Origin of the sequence: Sulfitobacter sp. EhC04 (genome assembly GCF_001650875.1) — a bacterium.
GTDB lineage: Bacteria > Pseudomonadota > Alphaproteobacteria > Rhodobacterales > Rhodobacteraceae > Sulfitobacter.
This window is the reverse complement of the sequence record NZ_LXYI01000028.1, coordinates 1-19,637: the sequence shown is the minus strand read 5'-3', so window position 1 is coordinate 19,637 and position 19,637 is coordinate 1. Positions and strand designations below refer to the sequence as shown.

At 62.3% G+C, this 19,637-nt stretch carries 18 protein-coding genes and 2 pseudogenes; 13 read left to right on the top strand and 7 right to left on the bottom strand.

The window, feature by feature from the left end; genetic code table 11:
* Positions 1-17 precede the first annotated feature (17 nt).
* From A8B82_RS12930 to A8B82_RS12920, 3 genes are all read left to right on the top strand, one after another.
* Positions 18-1,190, top strand: a complete 1,173-nt coding sequence (locus A8B82_RS12930; protein WP_067293060.1) for a CaiB/BaiF CoA transferase family protein — start codon at positions 18-20, stop codon at positions 1,188-1,190.
* The gene (locus tag A8B82_RS12925) at positions 1,187-2,323 is read left to right on the top strand and encodes an acyl-CoA dehydrogenase family protein (RefSeq protein WP_067293057.1); all 1,137 of its coding nucleotides are present in this window, start codon (positions 1,187-1,189) and stop codon (positions 2,321-2,323) included. Before A8B82_RS12930 ends, A8B82_RS12925 begins: the two co-directional genes overlap by 4 nt.
* A 213-nt stretch (positions 2,324-2,536) precedes the next feature.
* Positions 2,537-2,698: a hypothetical protein gene (locus A8B82_RS12920; RefSeq protein WP_201120808.1), complete on the top strand. Its 162-nt coding sequence runs from the start codon at positions 2,537-2,539 to the stop codon at positions 2,696-2,698.
* Positions 2,699-2,866: 168 nt separating this feature from the next.
* Here A8B82_RS12920 and A8B82_RS12915 read toward each other — a convergent pair whose 3' ends face one another.
* Together A8B82_RS12915 and A8B82_RS12910 are read right to left on the bottom strand one after the other, a co-directional pair.
* A complete protein-coding gene (locus tag A8B82_RS12915) occupies positions 2,867-3,655 on the bottom strand; it encodes an IclR family transcriptional regulator (protein WP_067293051.1) in 789 nt (262 codons plus the stop codon).
* Entirely contained in the window at positions 3,648-4,055 is a 408-nt protein-coding gene (locus A8B82_RS12910; protein WP_067293048.1) for an acyl-CoA thioesterase, read from the bottom strand. The genes A8B82_RS12915 and A8B82_RS12910 overlap by 8 nt, the downstream gene beginning before the upstream one ends.
* Positions 4,056-4,142: 87 nt before the next feature.
* On the opposite strand from A8B82_RS12910, the gene A8B82_RS12905 reads away from it, so the two are divergent.
* The 9 genes from A8B82_RS12905 (at position 4,143) to A8B82_RS24530 (ending at position 13,609) form a co-directional block, all read left to right on the top strand.
* On the top strand, positions 4,143-5,285 hold the full coding sequence (locus A8B82_RS12905; protein ID WP_067293045.1) for an FAD-dependent monooxygenase: 1,143 nt from the start codon (positions 4,143-4,145) through the stop codon (positions 5,283-5,285).
* An 85-nt stretch (positions 5,286-5,370) separates the two neighbouring features.
* On the top strand, positions 5,371-6,999 hold the full coding sequence (locus tag A8B82_RS12900) for a benzoate-CoA ligase family protein (protein WP_067293043.1): 1,629 nt from the start codon (positions 5,371-5,373) through the stop codon (positions 6,997-6,999).
* A 25-nt stretch (positions 7,000-7,024) separates the two neighbouring features.
* Positions 7,025-7,993, top strand: a complete 969-nt coding sequence (locus A8B82_RS12895) for a TAXI family TRAP transporter solute-binding subunit (protein ID WP_082899299.1) — start codon at positions 7,025-7,027, stop codon at positions 7,991-7,993.
* 52 nt (positions 7,994-8,045) lie between these two features.
* Positions 8,046-9,992, top strand: a complete 1,947-nt coding sequence (locus A8B82_RS12890) for a TRAP transporter permease (protein ID WP_067293040.1) — start codon at positions 8,046-8,048, stop codon at positions 9,990-9,992.
* A gap of 33 nt (positions 9,993-10,025) precedes the next feature.
* Positions 10,026-10,721: a fumarylacetoacetate hydrolase family protein gene (locus A8B82_RS12885; RefSeq protein ID WP_067293037.1), complete on the top strand. Its 696-nt coding sequence runs from the start codon at positions 10,026-10,028 to the stop codon at positions 10,719-10,721.
* Complete coding sequence (maiA, locus tag A8B82_RS12880; protein ID WP_067293034.1) at positions 10,718-11,365, top strand: maleylacetoacetate isomerase; 648 nt, start codon at positions 10,718-10,720, stop codon at positions 11,363-11,365. The genes A8B82_RS12885 and maiA overlap by 4 nt, the downstream gene beginning before the upstream one ends.
* 21 nt (positions 11,366-11,386) lie before the next feature.
* The gene (locus A8B82_RS12875) at positions 11,387-12,460 is read left to right on the top strand and encodes a cupin domain-containing protein (RefSeq protein ID WP_067293031.1); all 1,074 of its coding nucleotides are present in this window, start codon (positions 11,387-11,389) and stop codon (positions 12,458-12,460) included.
* Positions 12,457-13,035: a maleylpyruvate isomerase N-terminal domain-containing protein gene (locus A8B82_RS12870; RefSeq protein WP_067293028.1), complete on the top strand. Its 579-nt coding sequence runs from the start codon at positions 12,457-12,459 to the stop codon at positions 13,033-13,035. The genes A8B82_RS12875 and A8B82_RS12870 overlap by 4 nt, the downstream gene beginning before the upstream one ends.
* A gap of 463 nt (positions 13,036-13,498) precedes the next feature.
* A complete protein-coding gene (locus A8B82_RS24530) occupies positions 13,499-13,609 on the top strand; it encodes a recombinase family protein (RefSeq protein WP_235604692.1) in 111 nt (36 codons plus the stop codon).
* A 3-nt stretch (positions 13,610-13,612) separates the two neighbouring features.
* On the opposite strand, the pseudogene A8B82_RS12860 reads toward A8B82_RS24530, so the two are convergent.
* Positions 13,613-13,906 (bottom strand): annotated as a pseudogene (locus A8B82_RS12860) (integrase core domain-containing protein); the annotation flags it as partial.
* A 133-nt stretch (positions 13,907-14,039) separates the two neighbouring features.
* Here A8B82_RS12860 and A8B82_RS12855 point away from each other — a divergent pair.
* On the top strand, positions 14,040-15,296 hold the full coding sequence (locus tag A8B82_RS12855) for an IS110 family transposase (protein ID WP_067293022.1): 1,257 nt from the start codon (positions 14,040-14,042) through the stop codon (positions 15,294-15,296).
* A gap of 236 nt (positions 15,297-15,532) precedes the next feature.
* Here the strand turns inward: A8B82_RS12855 and A8B82_RS12850 are convergent.
* The 4 genes and pseudogenes from A8B82_RS12850 to A8B82_RS12835 form a co-directional block, all read right to left on the bottom strand.
* Positions 15,533-16,003, bottom strand: a pseudogene (locus A8B82_RS12850) (IS3 family transposase); the annotation flags it as partial.
* Between the two features lie 83 nt (positions 16,004-16,086).
* On the bottom strand, positions 16,087-17,070 hold the full coding sequence (locus tag A8B82_RS23600; protein ID WP_161489459.1) for a TniQ family protein: 984 nt from the start codon (positions 17,068-17,070) through the stop codon (positions 16,087-16,089).
* Complete coding sequence (locus tag A8B82_RS12840) at positions 17,016-17,873, bottom strand: TniB family NTP-binding protein (protein ID WP_235604691.1); 858 nt, start codon at positions 17,871-17,873, stop codon at positions 17,016-17,018. The genes A8B82_RS23600 and A8B82_RS12840 overlap by 55 nt, the downstream gene beginning before the upstream one ends.
* Positions 17,851-19,479: a Mu transposase C-terminal domain-containing protein gene (locus A8B82_RS12835; protein WP_082899296.1), complete on the bottom strand. Its 1,629-nt coding sequence runs from the start codon at positions 19,477-19,479 to the stop codon at positions 17,851-17,853. Before A8B82_RS12835 ends, A8B82_RS12840 begins: the two co-directional genes overlap by 23 nt.
* Between the last annotated feature and the right edge of the window lie 158 nt (positions 19,480-19,637).

Sequence of the window (19,637 nt, the reverse complement as noted above, 5' to 3'; positions counted from 1 at the left end):
AAAGCTGGAGGTGCCCGATGCAACCATCACCCGTCCAAAACTCCAAGCCCCTCGAAGGCGTGCGAGTCCTGGATTTCACCCGTGTGCTCGCCGGGCCTTATTGTACCGCGCTGATGGCCGATCTGGGAGCCGACGTTATCAAGGTGGAAGCCCTTCACGGCGATGATTATCGCCATATCGGACCGTTTGATCAGGGCGAGAGCCTGCTGTTTCAAGCGATAAACCGAGGCAAGCGTTCGATTGCTCTGAACCTGAAATCAGATGAGGATATCGCGACGATCAAGTCGCTGCTGGTCGACACGGATGTGCTTGTCGAGAACTTCCGACCCGGAGTGATGGAGAAACTGGGCCTTGGCGTTGAAGCCCTCAGTGCCGCGTTTCCCGCGCTGGTGTATGTGTCGGTCTCTGGCTTTGGACAAACCGGAACCAACGCAGCGAAACCCGCCTATGACATTATCATTCAGGCCATGAGCGGTCTGATGGATGTAACCGGTGAACCAGACGGAACGCCGACCATGATTGGCGAAGCCATGGGCGATGTGGCCGGGGGCCTTTTTGCGGCATGGGGCACAATGGTCGCTTTGTTTGACCGCAGCAGAACTGGTAAAGGGCGGCATGTGGATGTTGCGCTGTTTGATGCGCTGACCGCGATGATGCCGCTGCTGGCCTGCCGCACCCTGATGGGCAAGGATGCCCCCACCCGTACCGGCAATCGTCATTCACTGTCGGCCCCCTTTGGTACCTATCCGGCAGGCGATGGGCACTTCGCGGTGGCGGTCTTGAATGATCGTCTGTTCGAAACCTTCTGCAAGGTCATCGAGCAGCCCGAACTGGCCAGGGATCCGCGCTTTGTCACTGATCCCTTGCGCCGCGAAAACGAACCCGCGCTTGCAGAACAGATTGCGCTCTGGGCAGGACAGCGGAGCGTGGCCGAGATTGTCGCCAGTTTGTCCGCTGCCGGAATCCCGGCTTCTGAAATCAAGTCGGTCGCACAGGCCTGGGCTTCGTCACAGGCGGTCGAGCGTGGCCTCGCGTCGGCGGTGGACCATCCTCTGTTGGGCCGCCTGAATGTGCCAGAGCAGCCCGTTCATTTCAGCGGTGCTGCGCGCGGCGACCGTACAGCTGCACCGGGATTGAATGCAAACGCAACCGAAATTCTGGCCGAATTGGCCAAAGGAGAAACAAAATGAACTATCCCATGTCCGAAGACGAACGTGCCGTAGTCGACCAGATCGAAAGGTTCTCGCTTGAAGTATTGGCACCGCAGGCCGCCGTGCTCGATGAAGAAGCGACCTTTGCGACCCTTCATTTGCCTGTCATGGCCGAGATGGGGCTGATGGGAATGAACCTTCCAGAGGGTCTGGGCGGTATCGGGCTCTCTGGCCCTGCGCTCTATGCGGCTGTCGAGGCGGTCGCGGGGGCGTGCGGCTCGACAGCCTCGATGCTGACCGCACATTTCCTTGCAACGGATTCAATCCTGTTGGGCGGGGGTGCCGAGTTGAAGGAGCGCTTCCTGCCAAATGCGGCATTGGGCAAGACCCTGGGCGCCTTTGCCCTGACCGAACCCCAGGCAGGGTCCAATCCCGCAGACATGACGAGCTACGCAGTGCGTGAGGGCGAAGGATATCGAATCAAAGCGACCAAGTGTTTCATTTCGAACGCCGGAGCGGCTGATTTCATCGTCGTCTACGCAAAGACCGACAGAGAAGCCGGAGCGCGCGGTGTTAGTGCTTTCGTTGTCGAACCCAAGGACATAGAAGGTGTCGACATCGCCCCGAACGAGCGGACCATGGGCCTGAAAGGGGGGCACGTGTTCGGCATTACCTTCGACTGTTGGGTGCCAGCAGCGAACCGTCTTGGCGATGAAGGAACAGGGTTCCGTACGGCGATGAAAGTGCTGGATAACGGGCGCATTGAAGTGGCGGCTCAGGCCACCGGCATTGCGGACGCCGCACTGAAAGCGGCGATCGTCTACGCCAAGGAGCGCAAGGTCGGTGGCCATCCGATTGGTGATTTCCAAGGGTTGCAATTCATGCTGGCCGATTGCGCCACCGAACTGACCGCGGCTCGGGCACTCGCAATGCAAGCCGCCGTCAAGCGCGGGACAGGCGCGCGCTATTCAACCGAGTCTGCCTTCGCCAAACTCTATGCCACCGAAGCCGCATGGCGTATTGCCGACAGAGCTTTGCAAATCCACGGCGGCTACGGTTATACACGCGACTTCCCTCTGGAACGATATCTGCGCGACTTGCGAATTTTCCGGATTTACGAAGGATCATCCGAGATTCAACGCACCATAATTGCAAGAGGGTTGCTGGCTTGAGGAAATGCTGAAGTTGAAACCCGGGACCGGACGGGCCAAAATATCGGCTCACCAAAGCTCAAATGCTGCGGCGCAGTTCAAACCGAAAACCAAATCCTACCTTTTGGATTGCGCTCTGAATCAGGGCACTGCCACCTCATGGCGCGACCTCTGACGTCCCCATTTACTTCGGTTGATCCGGCAGCCGCTGTTCCCTATTATGCGGATATCTGCGTGTTTGACAGGGCAGCGATCGCAAGCAATGCCACCGCCAAGAACCCGCGCCGCTATGCCTCCGGCGTCGCCTATGTGCTGGTCAACGGTAAGCTTTCGATGCGGGGAGGCAAGCGCACCGACGTCAATGCCGCCAAGGTCCTGCGAGAATTTGAAGCGTAACCGGAACCGCCATTACCGAGCGCAGTCGGCTCAGTCGTCTGGCTGGGTGCGCTCGACCATCTCCCTGAACACTCTCGCCTCGGCGCGTAGCAGCCGTGTTATGCGGTCCCGGTCAGCGAGTGCCAGTCCGCCCAATGCAATCTATGTGATTTTGGCTGCCGCCTGGGCTCAAACGGCAGTCCGGACGACGGATTTCTCCGCACAATAGTCCAACAGCATTTCCGTCTGTGCTGACCCCGGTGCAATGGCGGCCGGGTCGGTCCCTACGAGTGTTACAGCGGCCTGCGCTTCGTTCTGCCAGTCGAGAATGGGCGCTGCGGCTGCAACGAGGCCGGGGATGAAACGGCCCTCGACCGATGCGAATTTGCGTGCACGGGTGCGCTCCGCAAGAGCCGCCACGCCGGCCTTGGTCGGCTCCATGTCGAGCAGCAGGTTCGGTTGTCGCGTCAGCCGGCGCAACTGTGTGTCGCGCTCCGGTTCGATGGCGTGGAGTGGACCCCAGGCCAGGAACACGCGGCCGGTAGCCGAAGTCAGCAAGGGCAGGGTGGTGCCGAGCCCCATTGAGGTGTCCGTCGGTGCCGCGCCTCGCTCCCAGCGGACGACGGTCGCGCCTTGGTTGGCCCAGACAGACAGCAGCACGGTCATCCCGGTGTTCGCCGAAAGCTCGGGCAGACCGTCGGCGGCTGAGTTGACGAAATCGTGCCGCGCCAGCGCCGCCAGCCCGATCTGCAGCGCACCCGGCCCGAGGTCATATCTTCCCGACCGGCCCTGTTGTTGCACCAGCCCGGCATTGACGAAAGAGGCGAGGTAGCGATGCACCTTGCTTGGCGGCATGTTGCAGGCGCGACCGATCTCAGAGAGCGACTGCGGTCCGCCCTGTTCCGCCAGGTGCGCCAGCACACCAAGCGCGGTGTCGAGCGATTTCAGTCCCTGGCCGTGGCCATTCTCGTCAGACATCTTCGGCCTCCAGAAGCGTGCGTAACGGCGCAAGATCGGCCGCCACAATACCGGTTTCCGTCCGGGTGAAAAGGCAACGCACTTCGCGTCCCTCGAATGTCTGCCTGCCCTCGACCGAACCCTCATAGCCCAGCGTGAGCGAACGGCGCGACCACTCCGTGACGGCGATTCGCAGTTCGAGTCGGTCGCCATCGTGCATCGGGTGGCGGAATTTCGCGGACGCATCGACAAGCCCGAGGCCTACTGCGTCCAACTTGCGGCACAAGACCTGGTGCCCGCCAGCCGGTCTCAGGAGTGCGTGAAGCGCCGTGTCCATCCAGCGGAAAGCATTGGGATAAAAGACAATTCCAGCGGGGTCGCAATCGCCGAAGGTGATGTCGAAGGTCTGTATCGTCTGCATGTCATCTTTCCTTATTGTAAAATGCGTTGCATAATATGCAATCTTAAGGTATCAATTCGAAAAGGTCGAGATAAATTGGGAGGACCCATGACACAGCTTTCCAGCATAGAAATTCTCGGGGCGGGGCCCGCCGGGCTCTACACCGCGATCCTGCTTCGGCGGCTGCTGCCGCAGGTCCAGGTGCGGGTCACCGAGCAGAACCCCGAAGGCGCCACTTTCGGTTTCGGCGTGGTGTTCTCGGACCAGGCACTGGCCTTCCTGAAGGCCGACGATCCCGAGACCCATGACCTCGTCGCGCCGCACATGGAGCGCTGGCAGAACATGACGCTGAATCTGCCAGAGGGCTCGGTGACGCTGGACGGGGTGGGTTTCACCGCCATCGGCCGGTTGCACCTGATCGAGATCCTGACCGAGCGGGCACGGGCGCTGGACATCCCGATCCGTTTCGGCACCCAGATCACCGGTGTGGAAGAGCTTGAGGCCGATTTGGTGATTGGCGCCGACGGGCTGAATTCTCTGGTACGGCGCGCCTTCGAGGAAGAGTTCCAGCCCAGGATCGAGCATTTCGACAATCACTTCGCCTGGTTCGGCGCGCAGGTCCCCTTCGACACGCTGACCCAGACCTTCATCGAAACCGAGCACGGTCCGATGAACGCGCACCACTACCGCTTCACACCCGACCGAAGCACCTTCATCGTGGAATGCGAGCCCGAGACCTATCGAAAGGCCGGTTTTGCCGACATGGGCGAGGCGGAAAGCGCCGAGCGATGCGCCGAGTTGTTCTCGGACGTGCTGAAGGGCACCAAGCTCATCACCAACAAGTCGATGTGGCGGCAGTTTCCCCGCCTTTGGTGCGAAAACTGGGTGGCCGGGAAATACGCGCTGCTGGGCGATGCGGTTCATACCGCGCATTTCTCGATCGGCTCGGGCACCCGGCTGGCACTGGAGGATGCGATCGCGCTGGTCCATGCCTTGGCGGCGGAAAGCGATCTCGACGCGGCGCTGGCCAGCTACCAGGACAACCGTCAGCCCATCGCCCGAAAGATCGTCGACGCGGCCAATACCTCAGCCCTCTGGTACGACAGTTTCGGCGACAAGATGCAACTCGCGCCAATGGATTTCGCCTATGACTACCTGATGCGGTCCGGACGGATGACCGAAGAGCGTCTGCGCCAGGTCGCCCCACAATTTGCCGCCGACTACGCTGCGCAGCGGGCCGTGGCGGGCTGACCGCTCAGACCACCAGAATTCAATGCACGAACATCGCGGCCAGCGAGGTCCCCGCGCGGGACCCCGGCCGAAGGAGGAAGATATCATGTCACAGGATGTGACCCAGACCACCACGCTCACGGACCCGGTTGCACCGGATGCAGCGGGTGCCCGGGAAATCGGTTTCGACAAGGCGCAGCATCGCAATTGTTCCCAGGTTCTCTGGCAGAACCTTGCTCGCAACCCCGACAAGACCGCCGTCACCGGCCCGAAGGGCAGCCTCAGCTACAGTGAATTGATCGCCGAGGCGGCGCGCTGGGGCAACGCCTTCGCCCGCGCCGGGCTGGCTCGCGGCGAGCGGATCGCGTTCTTCCTCGACGACACGCCGGTCTATCCGGCGGCGTTCTACGGCGCTGTCAGGGCAGGCTTCGTGCCGGTGCTCCTGAACATCCAGACCAAGCCGGACGTGCTGAACTACTTCCTGAAGGACAGCGGCGCGCGCTTCGCCCTTGTCGAGGCGGATCTGGCGAAGGTCTTCGATGCGGAAACGCTTGCGGACACCCAACTCGAGACGCTGATCATCGCCAACGGCGCTGCCGACGTCGCCAACGCGACCGAGGCAGATGCATTCCTTGACGGCACCGCAACGACGCTCGACGCCGCCGATACTGGGCCCGACGACATGGCCTTCTGGATGTATTCCTCGGGCTCGACCGGGCGGCCCAAGGGCATCGTGCACCTGCATCACGACGTGGCCTATATCCAGGACAGCTTCGGCGCCCATGTGCTGAAACTGGACGAAGACGACATCTGCTATTCCGTGCCCAAGGCCTATTTCGCCTATGGCTTCGGCAATTCGCTGGTCTTCCCCTTTGCCGTCGGCGCCACCACGCTGCTGGTCCCCGACCAGCCGCGCCCCGAGGCGGTGCTGAATGCCATCGAGGCCTATCGTCCCACGGTGCTCTTCGGTCTGCCGACGCTCTACACGGCGCTCTGCCGCGCCCCTGATATCGACACCCGCGATCTCACCTCGCTGCGCCAGTCGATGTCGGCGGCCGAGATCCTGTCGGAAGACGTCTATACCGCCTGGAACGCCAAGGTCGGCCACGGCCCCACCGAAGGTCTCGGCTCGACCGAAATGCTGCACATCTACCTGAGCAACCGGCTCGACGATCACCGTCTGGGCGCGGCCGGCGCGCGGGTGCCGGGTTATGAAGTGCGGCTGGAGACGCCCGAGGGCAAACCCGCCGAGCCGGGCGAGGAAGGCGTGATGTTCGTGCGCGGGCATTCCTCGGCGCCGACCTACTGGAACCGCCCCGACAAGACCCGCGACACCATGCGCGGCGACTGGATCTACACCGGCGACCGTTTCGTCGAGAAGGACGGCTTCTACTACTTCCAGGGCCGCGCCGACGACCTGGTCAAGGTCTCGGGCCAGTGGGTCTGGCCGCTCGAGGTCGAGCGCTGCCTGAACGAGCACCCGGACGTCAACGAATGCGCGGTGCTGGCCGAGCAACTGGACGACAAGCGCACCGCGCTGCGCGCCATCGTCAGCCTCGTACAGGGCCGTACGGGTGACGAGGCCCAGACCAAGCGGCTGCGCGACCACATCAAGACGCACCTAACGCCCTACAAAGCACCGCGTCTCTTCGACTATCTGCCCGACCTGCCCAAGACGGGCACGGGCAAGATCGACCGCCAGGCACTGATCCGCAATCCGGAAACCACCGCCTGAACCACTTATCCAGGGAGGAAACCACATGACACCGATCAAGACATTCGCCGCCGCCGCGCTGCTGGCCGCCGGCCTCGCCCCCGCAGCCCAGGCGCAGGTGCAATCCTTTTCCACGCCGCCGCAAGGTTCGGTCTGGAACACAATGGCCTCGGTCATTTCCGGCGAGGCGCGCAAGAGCGCCGGCATGCGCCTGGTGGTGCAGCCCTATGGCGGCAACGCGCAAATGATGCAGGCGGTGAACGAGGCGCTGGCCGAGTTCTCGCTCAATGACGTGAACGACGTGATCACCGCGGTCGAAGGCTCTGGCGACTATGACAGCCCGATGCCCAACCTGCGTATCGTGGCGCGGGTCAACCCGTTTCCGGTGGGACTCTATGTCAAGGAAAGCTCGGGCCTGACCTCGGTCGCGGACCTCGAAGGCCGCAGCGTGCCCTCGGGCTGGGACGCCTTCCCGATCGCGCGGCCCCACATCACGGCCATCCTCGCCGCAGGCGGGATCGGCTGGGACGATGTAGACCAGGTGCCGGTGCCGGAACTGATCCGCGGTTCCGACGACATGGCCTCGGGCCGGGTCGACAGCGCCTTCTTTGCCGTGGGCGGTCCCAAGGTGGCCGAGGTCGACGCCTCCGTCGGCGGTGTCCGCTTCCTGAGTATCGATGCCAACGACGAGACGCTGGAGAAGATACGCGAGGTGCGGCCTGCGTTCTACTTCTCGGAGGTCACCCCGGCCCCGGTCCGCGTGGGCGTGGGCGAGCCGATGATGTTCGTGACCTGGGACAACGTCCTCGTCGCCGGGGCGCACGTGTCCGAGGAGCAGGTGCAGGCGCTGCTGACGGTGCTGTTCGAGCAACGCGAAGCCATTGGTGCCGCCTATCCGCCGCTTCTCGCGCTGAACCTCGAGACCGCGTTCAAGCAATTCCCGGGCGTAGAATACCATCCGGGCGCGGTGGCCTTCTTCGAGGACCGCGGCGTCGAGATGACCTCGGACGAGTAACGTAATGCCGGGGCGGCCCGACCGCCCCGTCCCTCAACGGAAAGGGCATGCTGTGGAACAGGACGTGACTTCCCCCCAGGCCTCGGGCGCAAAGGGCATCGTTGTCAGCGCTCTGGCCGGTATATTGACGATCGTCGCAATGGCACAGGCCGCGAGCCTGCCGTCGCGGCTTGGATATTCCTACTACACCGAACAATTCCTGGCGCTGGTGCTGGGGCTGAGCCTGGCGATCATCTTCCTCGTCACTGGCGTTGACACGGACCGGAAGCGCTCCGGTGCCGCCACGACGCTCGACTGGGTGCTCTCGGCGCTGGGCCTTGGCCTCTCGCTCTACGTGATGGTAGCCTATCCGAGCCTCGTGTCGCAGGCGATGTCACTGCCTTGGGATGCATTGCTGGTTGGCGGGGCATTGTTCCTGCTGGTGCTCGAGGGCCTGCGCCGCTCGGTCGGCTGGACGCTGGTGATCGTGGTTCTGGTCATCGTCGGCTACGGCATGATCGGCCACCTGGTGCCGGGCGCGCTGCAAACCCGCGAGGTCGCACCGCAGCGGCTGGCCGTCTATTTGGCCTTCGATCCCAACGGGCTGCTGGGCCTCACGCTCAACGTCGCGGCGACGGTCGTCGTGGCCTTCGTCTTCTTCGGCCAGCTGCTGCTGCGCTCCGGCGGGGCGGACTTCTTCAACGACATCGCCATGTCCACCATGGGCCACAAGCGCGGCGGCGCGGCCAAGATCTCAATCGTCGCCTCGGGCCTTTTCGGCTCGATCTCCGGCGTGGTGGTGTCGAACATCGTCGCCACCGGCGTCGTCACCATCAAGCTGATGATCCAGTCGGGCTTTCGCCGCACCACCGCAGGCGCGGTCGAGGCCGTCGCCTCCACCGGCGGCCAGATCGCGCCGCCCGTGATGGGCGCCGTGGCCTTCCTAATGGCCGACATCCTGCAGAAACCCTATGCCGAGATCGTCGTCGCCGCCATCGTGCCCGCGCTGCTCTACTACGTGGCGCTCTTCGTGCAGGCCGACCTTCAGGCGGCGAAACAGGGGATCAAGCCGCTCGACGTTAAGGACGCGCCGAAAACCGGCGCGGTCATGTCACGCGGCTGGGTCTTCATCCTGCCTTTCGCGGCCATTGTTACCGCGCTCTTCTGGTTCAACCAGCCGGCCGAGACGGCGGCGCTCTGGGGCGGGGCCGCGGCGCTCACGATTGGGCTGACCGTGGGCTACGGCAAGACCCGCATGGTGCTGCGCGACCTTTGGGCTTCGGCGGTCGAGGCGGGCAAGTCGATCACCCAGATCATCATGATCTCGGCGGCGGCGGGCTTTATCATTGGCGTGCTGAACGTCACCGGCCTGGGCTTCGCGGCCACCTTCGCGCTGGTCGACCTGGGCCAGGGCAATGTCTTCGTGCTGCTGCTGATCTCAGCCGTGGTCTGCCTGATCCTCGGGATGGGCATGCCCACCGTGGGCGTCTACCTGCTGCTCGCCGTGCTGATCGCGCCTTCGCTGGTGCAGTCCGGCGTCGAGCCGATTGCGGCGCATCTGTTTATCTTCTACCTCGGCATGATGTCGATGGTGACGCCGCCCATCGGCATCGGCGCCTTCTTTGCCGCCGCCATCGCCAAGGCCTCGCCCATGGCCACCGCCTGGGAATCCATGCGCTTCGGCTGGACCGCCTATATCGTGCCCTTCCTCTTCGTCTTCTCGCCGGCGCTGCTCCTGATCGGCGACCCGATGGAAATCGTCGTGGCCGTCACCACCGCCGTCATCGGGGTCTATGCGATCTCGGCCGCGTTCGTCGGCTGGTTCCATGGCCCGGCAGGGCAGGGGCGGCGGGTGCTCATTGGTTTGGCCGGGGTTGCGCTCTTGCTGCCGCCGGGTGTTGGCGGGGCACAGACGTTGTGGATCAATGCGGCAGGTTTCGCGGTGCTCGCAATTCTCTGGGTCACCGCCCGGTCGGATCGCGCCACTGCCCGCCCGCTGCCGGAAAACGAACAGAGCTGAGACGCCCTCACGCTCAAAACGAAAGGAAAACCCATGACCTACGCTTTCACCCCCGCCCCCGTGTCGACCGTCGCCATCGCCGACAGCGACGCGCGCATCCCGGTCCGCCGCATCTTCTGCATCGGGCGCAACTACGCCGCCCACGCCGTCGAGATGGGTAAGGACCCGGACCGCGATCCGCCGTTCTTCTTCCTCAAGCCCGCCGACGCTGTGGTCGAGGATGAAGCGACCATCCCCTATCCGCCCCAGACCGAGAACTTCCACTACGAGGCCGAGCTGGTCGCGGTGATCGGCACAGGCGGAAAGAACATCGCCGAGGAAGACGCGCTGGATCACGTCTGGGGCTACGCCGTCGGCAACGACCTGACCCGCCGCGACCTGCAGCTGAAGGCGCGCGAACAGGGCCGGCCGTGGGATCTCGGCAAGGGCTTCGATCTGTCCGCCCCGATCGCGCCGGTGCATCCGGTGGCGAAGGCGGGTCACCCGTCCAAGGGCTTCATCCGGCTGACCGTCAACGGCGAGGTCAAGCAGGAGGCCGATCTCTCCGAGCTGATCTGGTCGATCCCCGAGATGATCTCGATCCTGTCGCACTCGATGGAGCTACGCCCGGGCGACCTGATCATGACCGGCACGCCTGCGGGTGTCGGGCCCTTGGTTGAGGGCGACACCTGCGTCGTCTCGATCGAGGGGCTGGGCGATCTGACCACGAAAATCGGGCCGAAAGAATGACCCTGAAGCTGCACAACTTCTTCCGGTCGTCCACATCAACTCGGCTGCGTGCCGCGTTGAACTACAAGGGGCTCGATTACGACTATGTCCCCTACGTGCTGCGCGACGGGGAGACGCGGCGACCGGACTACCTCAGGCGCAATCCGCAAGGCCTCGTGCCGACGCTGGAGCGCGAGGACGGCAGCCACCTGACCCAATCTCTGGCCATCATCGAATGGCTTGAGGAAACCCACCCGGAACCCGCGCTTCTGCCCGCCGATGCCGACGGCCGGGTACGGGTCCGGGCGCTGGCGCAGATGATCGCGCTGGAGGTGCATCCGCTCAACAACCTGCGGGTGCTGTTCTACCTGCGCGATGAGTTCGGTGCTGACGAGGCCAAGCAGAAGGAATGGTTCATCCACTGGGTGACGCTCACCTTTGGCGCGTTGGAAATCGCGCTTGCGGACAGTTCCGAGACGGGCCGCTACTGTCATGGCGACCAGCCGTCGCTGGCTGATCTCTGCCTCTATGCGCAGGTCTGGAACAACAAGCGCTTCGACATTGCGCTCGAAAACTGGCCCACTATTGCCCGTATCTTCGGAGAATTGGACCAGCTGCCCGCCTTCCGCGACGCCGCGCCGCCGAACCAGCCCGACGCCGCCTGACCAAACCAAAAGGAGACCGCCATGGACAACGCCATGCAACCCGAAGACACGCCGGAACTGCGCGCGCTCTACAAGGGCTTCGAGGACAACCACATGAATCCGCTCTGGACCCAGACCGGAAACCTCATGCCCGGGCACCCCAAGCCCAAGGCACAACCTCATGTCTGGAAATGGGCCGACCTGCTGCCCATGGCCGAGCAATCCGGCGACCTGGTGCCGGTGGGCCGTGGCGGCGAGCGCCGGGCCATCGGCCTCGCCAATCCCGGTCTCGCGCCGCACGCCTATTGCACACCGACGCTGTGGTGCGCCATCCAATACCTCTTGCCCGGCGAGAACGCCCCCGAGCACCGCCATTCCCAGAACGCCTTCCGCTTCGTGGTCGAGGGCGAGGGCGTCTGGACCGTGGTCAATGGCGACCCGGTGCGCATGTCGCGCGGCGACCTGCTGCTGACGCCAGGCTGGGCCTTCCACGGCCACCACAACGTCGCCACCGAGCCGATGGCCTGGATCGACGGGCTGGATATCCCGTTCAGCCAGCAGATGGACGTGGGCTTCTTCGAGTTCGGCGCCGAGCGGGTCACCGACAATGCCACGCCGAACTACAGCCGGGGCGAGCGGCTCTGGTGCCACCCCGGCCTGCGGCCTCTGTCCGGCCTGCAAGATACGGTATCGTCGCCGATCGGCGCCTACCGCTGGGAGCACACCGACCGCGCCCTGACCGAGCAGTTGCTGCTGGAAGACGAAGGCCAGCCCGCCACGGTGGGTCTCGGCCACGCGGCGGTGCGCTACACCAACCCGACCACCGGCGGCGACGTGATGCCGACCATCCGCTGCGAGTTCCACCGGCTGCGCGCCGGCACCGAGACGCCCCTTTGGCAGGAGGTCGGCTCCTCGGTCTTCCAGGTCTTCGAGGGCTCGGGCGCGGTGGTGCTGGGCGGCGAGACCCGCAAGCTGGAGAAGGGCGATATCTTCGTGGTGCCCTCCTGGGTCGGCTGGTCGCTGCAGGCGGAGACGCCGTTCGACCTGTTCCGCTTCTCCGACGCGCCGATCATCGAGCGGCTCAACTTCATGCGCACCATGGTGGACGGGCAATGACCGGCCACGCCGCGGACACCGCCGCCCGCGATGCGCTGCGCGCCCGCCAGGGCGGCGGCGCCCGCTACGACGCCGAGACCGCACCGCATGACGACCTCTTGCTGGCGCGCCGCGGCACCGCCTACTTTGCGCGCAAGCTCAACGAGTTGAACGATGCGGACCTTTATGGCCCCTCGCTCCGCAACGGCTGGACCCGCGCCCACCTCGTGGCCCACGTCAGCTATCACGCCCGGCTCCTCGCCCGCCTCATTGAAGGCGCACGCACGGGCATAGCGCAGCCGTTGTACCCCTCCACCGAGGCCCGCGACGCCGAGATCACTCTTGCCGCCACCCTGCCGCCGCGGGCTTTGCGCAACCTCTTTCGCCATGCCGAGGTGCATCTCAACGTCGAATGGCGCGATCTGGAGGACGCGGATTGGGACGCCGCCCTGCTCCTGCCGGACGGCACCGCGATCACCGCGCGCGAGACGCCAATGCTGCGGGCAAAAGAGGTCTGGCAGGCGGCGATCGGCCTGGACAACGGAGGCAGGCCGGAGGACATCCCCCGGCCGGTGCGCGCGCGGCTGGCCGGCTAACCCGGCTTCTGCCTCACGCCGTCCTGCCACATTTTCTGGCCCGGTCCCATGATCTGATCTGCCTTGATTCCGACCTCGGGATCGACCAGTCGACCTGGCTCGTAACCCAGTCCGATCTTGCCCAGTCCCGTCGCGTTCGCCTGGTCGCTGATTTCCTTCGGGATTTGGTCAGGCTCAATAGTGCTGCTTTGAGTGGATAGACCACCCAATCGAAGGCACAGATTAGGCTCCTTAGCGGCCTCCTGTGCAAGAACAACGATTTCCGTGCTGTGAGGCTCACTGAACCGTGTGTGACCGGATGCTGAACTTATTTGTGAAAAACGACAGCGAAAAAGACCGTACTCGCGCTGACAGTGTGCAAATATCATGATATTTGCACCAGTCACTTCATGCTATGAAAACAAGGCTGTTAAACAGTTGCATATTTCCGGTGCATATATCTTGGATCTGATAGCCTCAAAACATGCTTATTGGTTACGCCAGAGTGTCCAGCCACGGACAATCCCTTGATCGTCAGATCGGCGCATTGAACGCAGCCGGTGTTGAGCAGCCTCATCTGACTGGTCCAGATTGATTGTTAGTGCATGATCGGCCTGGGTTCCATGGGGATGATGGTTTCGGGGGCCGGCGGGCGGTAGCCCAATGCACTGTGGGGTCGTTTGGTGTTGTAGTGCTTCCTCCAGTCTTCGATGACGATCTGTGCTTCCCGCAGGGTGTAGAAGATCTCTCCGTTGAGAAGTTCGTCCCTCATCCGCCCGTTAAAGCTTTCGCAGTATCCGTTTTCCCAAGGCGATCCTGGCTCAATGTAGGCTGTCTGAGAGCCGACGGCGGCGATCCAGTCCCGGACCGCCTGCGCAACGAACTCGGGACCATAGCACGTCGGGAAGAAGCGCTTTTTTAGGTTATGGCCACGCGCGCAGCCCCCAAATAGCGCAGCGGGTGGCCATAACCGGGTCTCAGGTCTCAACAGTGGTTTTGCATAACCACACCTGAGGAGACCGGCTATGACCGTCACCAATTCTACCATCGCGACCGTGTTGGTCGCCATCGACATTTCCAAGCATCGGCATGAGGTGCTGATCAGCATTCCCGGCAAGAAGCGCCGCCGTCGGCTGACGATTACAAACACACTGGAAGATTTCCAGCGCTTGGCCACCACTCTCACCAGCTACGACCTACCGGTGCGGATCGGGTTCGAAGCGACCGGCAATTATCACCGTGTCTTGGCTCACCATCTCGGACAGGCCGGGTTCGACCTAAAGCTCGTGTCCTCCGTCGGTCTGGCGCGAACGCGAGAGGCCCTGCACAACAGCTGGGACAAGAACGATCCGAAGGACGCCCAGGTCATCCTGCACATGCTGGAGATCGGCGCCGTTCAGTTCTTTCACGATCCGCTGGTGACCGGGACCGCCGACATTCAGGAGCTCTCCAAAACCCACGAGATCGTTTCGCGCTCGAAGACCGAGTTGTGGCACCGCATCCTGACGCATTACCTACCGCTGTACTTTCCCGAGGCCGAGCGATTTCACCGAAGCTCGCGGACCGATTGGTTCCTGGCGTTCCTCGAGAAGTATCCATCGCCACATCTGATCACGGTCATGAGCCAAGAGGCCTTCATAGCTGACGCTTGGGGGGTCGTTGGCCGCAAGGTCTCCAAAGAGCGTCTGCTTTCAGATATTTACGCCACTGCGGTCAGTTCAGTCGGACTGCCAGTGCATTCCGACTCCGATGCAATCCGCATGTTCCGCTTGGTACTGGCCGAAGGTCGCAGCCTGATCCGACAGCGCGATGTGATTGAGGCACGGGCCGTCGAGTTGCTGTCGGATCTGCCCGACTATCAGCTGCTGACGACCATTCCCGGCATCGGCCCAATCAACGCCATGACCATCCTGGCCGAGGCCGGTGACCTGCGTCGGTTCCGGCATCATCGGCAGTTCCTGAAGTTCTGTGGCATGGACCTCGCCACGATGCAGTCCGGCATGTTCCGCGGCCAGAGCCGGATCTCGAAGTACGGCAATGCCCGGTTGCGCCGCACGCTCTGGATGGCTGGTCAGACCGCGGTACTGAAGCGGACCAACAGCTTCCGCGACAAGTTCGAGCGCTACATCTCGAAGGATCGACACAATGCGCATCTGCGCCGCAAAGCCTACACCGCGATCGCGGCCAAGATGGCACGCACCGTACACGCCGTGGTCAAACACGGCGAACCTTATCGCCCCTTCTTCGAAGGGGCGAGCCCAGGCGGAAGGACCTCTCTCTGACATGAGCCGTGGAGGCAGCCATCTGACCTCGTAGATAATGTTCGGGCCTTCTGCTTGGGATTTGGGATCTCGTATTGAGGACGGTGAGGGCCGCCGCCGCGCGTACCCTGTGTTTGCTATGGAAGAGATCATTTCTTGACGGCAGAGCCCGTCTGGGCAACCTTAACAGGGCATCTGGAGTACCAAATGCCCCAGGACCTGCTGACCTAAGTAGCCAGATTTTCCCGACATAGGACGTTGTCAGACCGGATGAAGGCGGGAGCGCCACGCAGGATAAACAGGTCCGTAAGAACGTCGATCACGTCTGTCGAGTTCAGCTTGCGCTTCACTTTGATCGCCAGACATTCCCGGCTGTGCTCATCCAAGACGTTCAGCGTTCGGAAGACCTTGCCATCATCTGTCCGGCAGTGAACGAAGTCATAGGACCAGACATGGTTCCGATACTCGGGCCGCAGCCGCACGCATGATCCATCGTTCAGCCAGAGCCGTCCCTTCTTTGGTTGCTTTGCTGGAACCTTCAGCCCCTCTCGCCGCCATAGCCGTTCGACACGGCCATCACTGACCGACCAACCCGCCTCTCTGAGCAAAACCGCAATCCGACGATAGCCGTATCGGCCATATTGCCTGGCCAACTCGATCATATCGGCAACCAATCGATCCTCATCTGCACGGCCTCTCGGGACATGCCTCTGCGTCGAACGATGTTGTCACTGTACCCTAATAAATCAGAATCTGCGGATTCAGGGCGTTTTTGTACCCTTAATTACAATATTTCCACAGGCTTCACGCCTCAGGATTTGACACCATCTGAGCTTTTCCAGATTGCATCGGCGCGGGTCAGAAGCGCTTCACGGTTTGCGCCGGCGCCAAGTTCGGATATGGCCTGACGAGCTGCCTGCAGAGCGCTCACGGATGCACTTGGGGGGCTCGTTCCATGCGTCTTCCTGGTCGGATGCTCTGTTTTCCGCCGCCCAGGAAACCGCTGGCCAAGGTCCTGCGACAACCCACGGGCCTGCTCAATCACCCGACGATGTTGAGGAAAGGCGCGGCGCAACTCCCGGGCTCCCCGGTCGTTTCCGCGCAGGATGATGGTAGCTCCCAACAAGGGACGGGTCGTGCCGATATCGACCGCAGCAAGTGCCAGGAGCCTTTCGCGCTCGCTCACGGAGGTGAGCGACCATAGATGCCCGATCTTTAGCACCGACATGACTTGCAGGGTCATACCGATCCGGCGCAACCGTCTGGGATCGGTTGTGGCGGCAGCCGTCTTCAGAGCTTCCGCGCCGCGTGCAGCTCGAGCACGAAGTCTGCCTGATACATCGTTGGCCGAATACTTGGCCGCGAGTGTTTGACCGCAGGTTTCGCATGTCATCGACCACGCCAAGCGCCAATGGCGGAGGGCCAGATCGGGTGATTTCGCGACACAACGCGGGCAGTATTGGAAGTCATGCCGCGACACATATTGCACACCGTGATGCGTCGCATCCGGAAGGGTCATGGCCGCAATCTCATGCCGGGTCCGTTGAACTGCCGAGCAGAGGCGAAGCCAGTCTATCTGTCCGAGATCGTTGATACCTTCCGGCACCCTGCCCCGCCCCAACCCCAGATAGCCGCAAAGCTCTTCAACCGAACAATGATTGGCCTTCGCCAGTCGCCCAATCCAGCTGGACAGAAGCTCATCGCGTGACGGCGGTGGCCGGAACGGTAACGATTTGACGTTCACCCGAATGCGGCGGCAGGCTGGCGAGGGATGTTCCAGGCGTGCTTCGTCCAAACCGGCTGCCAGGCCTGAACTGCTTCGTCCGTGATCCGCTCCTCACCGGTCTCGATCGCATCGATAGCCAGGGACTTGATCATGATGAACACGCGCGAGGTGACACCGCCGGTCACTTTCAGGATCGTCCGTAGCGACGCCACTGTCAGGCCTGACCGCTGTTCGAGCGCCATCGCGGCAATCAGTGTCTGGATTAGCCGGGAGAACTCCACATCATCTTCCCAAAGCGGCAGATAGTGTTCGTCCAGACGTCGGGCCAGCTGGTCGTCTCCTCGAACCGCTTCCAGGGCTTCGTTCACACCGAAGACGACGAGCGAGGCACAGAGATCGTTGGCGAGGAACCGGAGCATGTTCAGGAATCGGCGTTGCTCCCGATAGCTGCCAGCAAGCAAATTGTGCACCTCGTCGATCATCAACATCCTAAGGTCCATGTCCCGAAGATGACTGAGCGCGCGCACCTCGAGCTCGGATACGGTATGCCGGCCCCACATCGGCGCCCCGATCGTTGCCAGGATGTGCTGATAGAACCGTCTTTCATCCGGCGCGGGCGGCGCCTGAACCAGCAGTATGGGTGTCTTCGTGGCGCCCAGTTCGGCGTTGTACTGTGTCGGGTATTTACTCGCCATGCGCTTGGCGATCATTGTCTTGCCGATACCGGAACTTCCATAAACCATCAGCCCCGGCATCCGGCTTTGCTGCGGCATTTCCATCAGGGATGTCAATCGGTTGAGAACGATCGTGGCACGGTCAAACGCGATCCAATGGTCGCCGCGGATACGGTCAATTCTTTCGTCTGGGGTCATTGAACTCATCAATCTCATAGGTTGGCAGATCAGGATTGCCCGTGTCGATCGCGAACATTTCGCGCGACGGATCACGGCTTGGTTGGTGCCGGGGCAGCCGCGCTTCTCTTTCGATGTCCAACCGGGCAGTCCGCGTCTTTTGGCGCGCCGCCTCAGCCAGCCGCCGTTGCGCGTCAATCAATTGGAATAGGATCCGCTCGTTGATCCGGCCACCATGTTTTTCCTGCCACTCTTTCCGCGCCCGCCGGCTTTCCCAAAGCGATATTCGCGGGTGGCTGAGGTCCCGGTAGCGCGCCGGGATCACGCGGCCATCACTGGCGATGACCCAGACCTGCGACAGGTCTCGCGGATCGTATTTCACCTGTACCTTGCCCTGCCCGCGTCCAACCAATGACGCGAAGACATCACTCCAGTAATAGACCCCGAAGAGCGTGATACCGGTGCGGCCGAGCTGGCGCCACTCGAACGGCATGAAGCTTATCCGAAAGGCATCGACATCTACAACCTGCCGTCCGGCGGTATCACCGCCCATGTCCGCCCAAGCCGCAAGCGGCGTTCTCCCAAGAGCTTGGTGAACCGTATTGTGATAGCGACAGATTTCCAGATGAAGCCAATCCTCGAACTCGGTCAGTGTCAGGGCCGCATGCTTCTCACTGTCATAGTCGCCCTTCTCGACGATTGAGGAATGCGTAGTCCCGGGCAGCACATGAACGGCACCCATGGTCGTTCCGATCAGCCGTTCGACATGACCGCCATAGTGTTTGCCGCCAAGCGGACGATACTCGACAGTAATGCCCCAATCTTCGCAGGCCATTCTAAAGGCGTCACTGTGGAACTCCTGCGCATTGTCGACGTGGATCGCCTTAGGAATGCCGGCCGTCGGCCAAATCACCTCTTCCAGTGTTCCAGGGACGTGCACCGATTTCCGGCGCACACAGTGATCGAGACACAAGGCGATCGACAAGACAGATGGCTCATCGAAAGTGACATGGACCCCGAGAACGATCCGGCTCGCGACGTCGATGGCCACCGTCAGATAGGGGCGCGCAAGCGGCCGTCGATTGACGTGATCGACCAACGTGATGTCCGAAGTTGTATGATCGATCTGAACGACTTCCAGCGGGGCTGAAACTTCAAGTCGGCCAGGACGCGCGGCAAAGACCTTGTCAGCCTCCTCTGCCCCGCGCCGTTTCCGGATGACCTCTCGCTGATCCATCGCGTCGAGTCGGGCCTTGACCGTTTTCCGGGTCGGGGGTTGAAATCCTTTCGCCTCGCACTCGGCACGGATCTCACGCCAGATGCGAAGAAAGCTCGAGCGCTCGCGAACCAGATAGTAACGCTGCAGACTCTCATCGATGATGATTTCGACGTCTTGCGCGATCCGTTTCGACCCCGGTTTCGGCCCGCGACGGTCCAACTCCAACGCCGTGGCACGTGCATCGTTCTCTCTAAGACGTCGGTAGAGTGACCATGTGTGGCTTTTCGCCAAGCCGAGTTCCCAAGCGGCGTCACCAATAGCAGCGCTGATCGGCTCGCCCCTCTTCTCAAGCTCCAGGATCGGCCGAAGAACCGCTGCACGATGTTTCGCAAGACGCTTGTTGGCCACCTAAATCTCCCGCCCCAATAGGTCGACACTTATCCACAACTCAGACCGTACGGCAATTAAGGGCACAGTATGCTAATTAACGGTACAATATGAAAATTAAGGGTGCAAACCGCCGGGAGTGGAAAAGCTCTGGGGATTTGCATTGGTAGTGTCGCAAA